Raw genomic sequence first — 6,361 nt, 5'->3', positions numbered from 1 at the left:
GTGTATTAGAGACAGAAACGGCCCAGCCGCGCGCCGGGCACCCGTTCCGCGAAGGCGCGGGCGGCGCGCAGCACCAGATTGTCGTCATCCGGACCGGCCGCGGCGGCCGTGGGGCCGCAAACATGGAGGGAGAGCGGGCCTCGCGGATCGAGGAAGACGAGGTCGCCGGCTCCGGCGAAGGCGACGATGCTCGCGAGATCGTGAAACCCGTCCGTGCGCCGGCCGACCACACGCAACGTCAGGTTGATCTTTGCCGGGGCCCGCGCCCGCATCGGTTCCATGGGGCGGGCTTATAGCAGATCGGGCCGGGCCGTCACGCTTGCGCGGGGCCGAGCCCTATCGCGGTTTAAAAATGAAACGCCGTGCCCCCTCCCCGCTTGCGGGGAGGGGGCACGGCGCTCCATGGCAAACCGAGAGCCATCCCGCGGCAGGATTTGCCGCACCGCACCACCGCCCTGCGGTATCGGTCGCGCGGCATTACGCGCACGTAACTTGCGGTGCCACAGGAAAGCCGCCATCCTCACGCCATCTCGCCCCGCTTGGATCCTCCACCAGTATCTCTGGCGCGCAACCGGCAGGGACGGCATTTTCAGGACATACGATCGGTGACGACTGCACGCCCCTTCTTCTCCGTGGCCCTGGCGGCCGGTTTTGCTGCGGTGCTCCATCTCGCGGCGAGCCCGGCCCGCGCCGAAGCGGTCCCCGACGTCGATACCTCGCTGGCCGGAAATTATCTCGCCGCGCGGCTCGCCAGCTCCGAGCGCGATTCGGATGCCGCGGTTACCTACCTGCGCAATCTGATGAAGCTCGATTCGCGCAATGAGGAGATCGTCGAGCGCACCTTCTTCGCCATGCTCATGGACGGCGACATCGACGATGCCATGAAGCTCGCCGACCGCATGGTGAAGGCCGACCGCACCCACCGCATCGCCCGCCTCGTCTTGTCCGTGCGCTCCATCAAGAAGGCCCATTACCAGACCGCCCGCACCAACCTCGCCTTGTCGGTGCGCGGCCCCATCGGCGATCTCACCGCCACGCTGCTGGCCGCCTGGACCTTCTACGGCTCCGGCAACACCAGGGGCGCGGTGGAACTGATCGACCGCCTGGAAGGTCCGGACTGGTACGTGCCCCTGAAGGAGCTGCATGCCGGCCTCATCCTCGATGCCGCCGGGCAGAAGAAGGAAGCGGGCAAGCGCCTGGAACAGGCGATGAAGATCGATCCCGGTTCCCTGCGGGCCATTGATGCCTATGCCCGCTGGGCCTCGCGCAACGAGGGCGTGGATGCGGCGCTGGCCGCCTATGCCAGCTTCGACAAGCAGCTGCCCAACCACCCGGTGGTGATGGCCGCCATCAAGGAGCTGAAGGCGGGCAAGACCCTGCCGCCGCTGGTCCGGACGGCGCAGGAGGGCTCCTCCGAGGTGCTCTACGGCCTCGGCTCCACGGTCGGCCGGCAGGGCGGGGAGGACCTCGCCCTCGTCTATCTCCAGCTGGCCATCTGGCTCTATCCCGAGCACCCCTTCGCCAGCCTGACCCTGGCCGACCTCTACGAGCAGCTGAAGCAGCCCGCCAAGGCCATCGAGGTCTATGAGAGCGTGCCCGACACCTCGCCGCTGAAGCGCAATGCCGAGGTCCAGCTCGCGGTCAACCTCGACGCCACCGACAAGTTCAACGACGCGCGCGCCCATCTCGACAAGATGATCGCCGCCGACCCCAAGGACATCGAGGCCATCGTGGCGCTGGGCAAGATCCAGCAGGCCCGCAAGATGTTCTCCGAGTGCGCCGGCACCTATTCCAAGGCCATCGCGCTGATTCCGCAGCCGGCCCGCGCCAACTGGGCGCTGTTCTATTTCCGCGGCATCTGCAACGAGCGCTCGAAGAACTGGCCGGGGGCGGAAGCGGACCTGAAAAAGGCGCTGGAGCTGAACCCGGAACAACCCCATGTGCTCAACTATCTGGGCTACAGCTGGGTGGACCAGGGCATCAACCTGGACCAGGGCCTCGACATGATCCGCAGGGCGGTGAAGCTGCGGCCCGACGACGGTCCCATCGTGGACAGCCTGGGCTGGGCCTATTACCGCCTCGGCCGCTATGACGAGGCCGTGGTGGAGCTGGAACGCGCCATCGAGCTGATGCCGCAGGACCCGGTCATCAACGACCATCTGGGCGATGCCTACTGGAAGGTGGGCCGCAGGCTGGAGGCGGGCTTCCAGTGGGCCCACGCCCGCGACCTCAAGCCCGAGCCAGACGACCTCGCCAAGATCGTGGTGAAGATCGACAAGGGCCTCGATGCCGTGGACCAGCCGGCCCCCGTGCGCAAGGCCGAGGACACCCAGAAGGGCGGGTGACACCGGGTTGAGGGGCGCCGCCGGGCGGCGTTCCCCGTCGTCGCGGACGAAGCACTTTTGCCGCACCCCGCGCTTTCCTCGCGCGGCGGGACCCGATAGGGTCGCGCCGTCCGGGGACTGATGCATGCATGAGAGAACCGCCCGCCCGCTCGATCCCTCTTCCGACGCCGCCATCGCCGCCAGCGTGACGCCCCGGCCCATCGCCGAGGTGGCGGACGCCCTGGGGATACCGGCGGACGCGCTGTACCGGTACGGCCCGCACAAGGCCAAGGTGGCGCTGGATTTCATCGGCGAGATCGAATCCCGGCCGCGCGGGCGCCTGGTGCTCGTCACCGCCATCAACCCGACCCCCGCTGGGGAGGGCAAGACCACCACCACCATCGGCCTCGGCGACGCGCTCAGCCGGCTCGGCACCAGGGCCGCCGTGTGCCTGCGCGAGCCCTCCCTCGGCCCGGTGTTCGGCGCCAAGGGCGGGGCCACCGGCGGGGGGCGGGCGCAGATCATCCCCATGCAGGACATCAACCTGCATTTCACCGGCGACCTCCACGCCATCACCGCCGCGCACAACCTGCTCGCGGCGCTGATCGACAATCACATCCACTGGGGCAACGGCCTCGACCTCGATGCCCGGCGCATCAGCTGGCGGCGGGTGATGGACCTCAACGACCGGGCGCTGCGCCATGTCACCGTGGGCCTCGGCGGACCGGGCAACGGCTTCCCCCGCGAGGACGGCTTCGACATCACGGTCGCCAGCGAGGTCATGGCCATCCTGTGCCTCGCCTCCGACCTTTCGGACCTCGAGGAGCGCCTGTCGCGCATGGTCATCGGCCAGACCCGCGGCCGCCGGCTGGTGACGGCGCAGGAGCTGGGCGGCGTCGGCGCCATGGTGGCGCTGCTGCGCGACGCCTTCCAGCCGAACCTGGTGCAGACCATGGAGGGCACCCCCGCCTTCGTCCATGGCGGCCCGTTCGCCAACATCGCCCATGGATGTAATTCGGTGATGGCCACGAAGGCCGCCCTCGGCCTCGCCGACGTGGTGGTGACCGAGGCCGGCTTCGGCGCCGATCTCGGGGCGGAGAAGTTTCTGGATATCAAGTGCCGGCAGGCCGGCCTTGCGCCCTCCGCCGCCGTGGTGGTGGCGACCGTGCGGGCGCTGAAAATGCATGGCGGCGTCTCGCTCAGGGAGCTGGGCACGCCGGACGCGCATGCGGTCACGCGGGGCTGCGCCAACCTGAAGCGACATGTGGAGAACCTGGAGAAGTTCGGCTTGCCGGTGGTGGTGGCATTGAACCACTTCACCTCCGACACGCATGAGGAGGCCGAGGCCGTGCGCGCCGCTTTGGCGCCGCTGGGCGCCGGCGTCCACGTCTGCGGCCACTGGGCGAGGGGCGGGAGCGGGGCCGAGGATCTGGCCCGCGAGGTGCTGGACCTGGTGGAGCGCCCCTCCACCTTCCACACCCTCTATCCCGACCAGCTGCCGCTCCCCCGGAAGATCGAGACGGTGGCCCGCGAGATCTACCGCGCCGCCCGTGTGGACCTCGCCCCCGCCGCCGCCCGCAAGCTGCATGAATTCGAGATTTCCGGCTTCGGCGACCTGCCGGTGTGCATGGCGAAGACGCAATATTCCTTCTCCGCCGACCCCGCGGCGCGCAACGCCCCGGAGGGCCACGTGCTGCCGGTGCGCGATGTGCGCCTCAGCGCCGGCGCCGGCTTCGTGGTGGCGCTGGCAGGGGACATCATGACCATGCCGGGCCTGCCCTCGCAGCCGGCGGCCGAAGAGATCTTCGTGATGCCGGACGGCTTCATCGCCGGCCTGTCATAAGACCGGCCGCGCACCTATCTGAACCAACATCAACGCGGCGTCACGCCGCCCGGAGGACGTTACATGGAGACCAGGGCCGCCATCGTGGGCTGGGCGCATTCCCCCTTCGGCAAGCTCGAGGATGCCGACACCGAGGCGCTGATGGGCCGGGTCGCCGGCGCCGCCATCGAGCATGCGGGCCTCGCGCCGACGGACGTGGATTCGATCCATGTGGGCGTGTTCAATGCCGGCTTCCAGAAGCAGGATTTCCAAGGCGCCATGCCCGCGCTGAGCGTGCCGGAGCTGGCCCACACCCCGGCGGTGCGGGTGGAGAATGCCTGCGCCACCGGATCGGCCGCCATCCACTCGGCGCTCAATTATATCGGGAGCGGACAGGGCCGCATCGCCCTGGTGGTGGGGGCGGAGAAGATGACCGCCAAGCCCACCGCCGAGGTGGGCGACATCCTGCTCAACGCCTCCTACCGCAAGGAAGAGGCGGACATCGACGGCGGCTTCGCCGGCGTGTTCGGGCGCATCGCGCAGCACTATTTCCAGCGCTACGGCGACCGTTCCGAGGAGCTGGCGCGCATCGCCGCCAAGAACCACAAGAACGGGGTCTCCAATCCCTACGCCCAGATGCGCAAGGATTTCGGCTTCGAGTTCTGCAACACCATCTCCGAGAAGAACCCCTATGTGGCCGGTCCCCTGCGCCGCACCGACTGCTCGCTGGTGTCGGACGGCGCCGCGGCCCTCGTGATCGCCTCGCCCGACGTTGCGGAAACACTGCAGCGCGCCGTCGCCTTCCGCGCCCGCGCCCAGGCCAACGACATCCTGCCCTTGTCGCGGCGTGATCCCATCGCCTTCGAGGGCGCCCGCCGCGCCTGGGCGAAGGCGCTGGAGCAGGGCGGCATCAGCCTCGACGACCTCGACCTGGTGGAGACCCACGACTGCTTCACCATCGCCGAGCTGATCGAATATGAGGCCATGGGCCTCGCCAAGCCCGGCGAAGGCTACAAGGTGGTGCGCGAGGGCATCACCGAGAAGACCGGCAAGCTGCCGGTGAACGCCTCGGGCGGGCTGAAGTCCAAGGGCCATCCCATCGGCGCCACCGGCGTGTCCATGCACGTGCTCTGCGCCATGCAGCTCATGGGCGAGGCCGGCGACATGCAGATCGCCGACGCCAGGATGGCCGGCATCTTCAACATGGGCGGCGCGGCCGTGGCGAACTACGTCTCGGTCCTCGAACGGGTGAAGTGAGGGCAGGGGTTAGAGCGACTTCCGTTCGCCTTGGTTCACGGCAGTCGCTCTAGAATCTTGTTTTGACGCGCTTTCCTCGAGCGAACTGGTATCCGGTTCGCTCGAGGACGCTCTAACGACCTCTCATCCCGCGCCAGGCGGGCTTCCGCCGCCCGGCATGCCCGGGTTGCTGGCCTCACTCCGTCACTGCCGAGAGGATCGGACCGCCGGACGGAAGCTGGACCAGGATCGCAGTCCGCAGCCCGGGCGGCGTCTCGCTGCGGGCAATCCGCAGCGGCGTGCCGTCCCAGCCTCCGAGGCGCTCCAGCCGGTGCACCACCCGTGCATGGGGCAGGGTACGGCCGGAGTTTTCGCCACGCCGGACTGGCACCTCCACGATGTTCGGGTCATAGGCCACAAGCCAGATGTCGGCCTCCGCCATCGGCGCGGCGCCCCGGCCGATGGACACCTCCCGTGTGCCCAGCGCGATATCGGGTCCGCTGAACGGCGGGGCGGCGGAAATGGCCCGCTCGATCTCCGCCAGGTTGAAGCCGACGCGACTGATGCGGCCATTCACCACCATCTGCGGAGTGAACGGACCGCGCTCGCCGAGCTGCGGCTCATAGGCATACTGGCGCCGGGTGAATTCCGGCTTGCCGAAGGTGTCGCGCCAGCCAAGATGGTCCCAATAGGTGACGCTGAAGCTGAGGGCGAGTACATCCGGCCGCCGGCTGAGGGCGATGAGGTTGGCGTCGGCCGGAGGGCAGGAGGAGCAGCCCTGGCTGGTGAACAGTTCCACCACGGCGAGACGCTGGCTCTGCGGCGCGGCGACAGCCGGCGTTGCGCTGGCGGCCGCCAGCGCCAGCATGAGGGAAGCGGCGTAGAACAGGCGCGGGCGGCGCGGCGAGGGGCATGTCTGTGCGGGCATCGGGCGATCTCCGGAGCAAGGCGCCGTCGGCCGCGACACGGCCGAACGTGC

4 protein-coding genes and 1 pseudogene are annotated in these 6,361 nt (G+C 69.0%); 3 read left to right on the top strand and 2 right to left on the bottom strand.

Annotated elements, in window-relative coordinates; translation table 11 throughout:
- Positions 1-8: 8 nt before the first annotated feature.
- A pseudogene (locus K9U40_RS14100) lies at positions 9-281 on the bottom strand (4-(cytidine 5'-diphospho)-2-C-methyl-D-erythritol kinase); the annotation flags it as partial.
- A 324-nt stretch (positions 282-605) separates the two neighbouring features.
- Between K9U40_RS14100 and K9U40_RS14095 the strand changes: the two are divergent.
- The 3 genes from K9U40_RS14095 (at position 606) to K9U40_RS14085 (ending at position 5,403) form a co-directional block, all read left to right on the top strand.
- Positions 606-2,345, top strand: a complete 1,740-nt coding sequence (locus tag K9U40_RS14095; protein ID WP_282890806.1) for a tetratricopeptide repeat protein — start codon at positions 606-608, stop codon at positions 2,343-2,345.
- A 124-nt stretch (positions 2,346-2,469) separates the two neighbouring features.
- Entirely contained in the window at positions 2,470-4,167 is a 1,698-nt protein-coding gene (locus tag K9U40_RS14090; protein ID WP_282890805.1) for a formate--tetrahydrofolate ligase, read from the top strand.
- Between the two features lie 63 nt (positions 4,168-4,230).
- Positions 4,231-5,403: an acetyl-CoA acetyltransferase gene (locus K9U40_RS14085; protein ID WP_282890804.1), complete on the top strand. Its 1,173-nt coding sequence runs from the start codon at positions 4,231-4,233 to the stop codon at positions 5,401-5,403.
- Positions 5,404-5,578: 175 nt separating this feature from the next.
- On the opposite strand, the gene K9U40_RS14080 is transcribed toward K9U40_RS14085, so the two are convergent.
- Entirely contained in the window at positions 5,579-6,310 is a 732-nt protein-coding gene (locus tag K9U40_RS14080) for a DUF1223 domain-containing protein (protein WP_282890803.1), read from the bottom strand.
- Between the last annotated feature and the right edge of the window lie 51 nt (positions 6,311-6,361).

The organism is Xanthobacter autotrophicus, assembly GCF_030015065.1.
In the GTDB taxonomy this organism is placed as follows: domain Bacteria; phylum Pseudomonadota; class Alphaproteobacteria; order Rhizobiales; family Xanthobacteraceae; genus Xanthobacter; species Xanthobacter autotrophicus_D.
This window is presented reverse-complemented; position numbering and strand designations above follow the sequence as displayed.

Excerpts from the sequence above, each read along its gene's own strand:
- K9U40_RS14090 (WP_282890805.1), top strand. The coding sequence starts at position 2,470 with ATGCATGAGAGAACCGCCCGCCCGCTCGATCCCTCTTCCGACGCCGCC.
- K9U40_RS14085 (WP_282890804.1), top strand. The coding sequence starts at position 4,231 with ATGGAGACCAGGGCCGCCATCGTGGGCTGGGCGCATTCCCCCTTCGGC.
- K9U40_RS14080 (WP_282890803.1), bottom strand. The coding sequence starts at position 6,310 with ATGCCCGCACAGACATGCCCCTCGCCGCGCCGCCCGCGCCTGTTCTAC.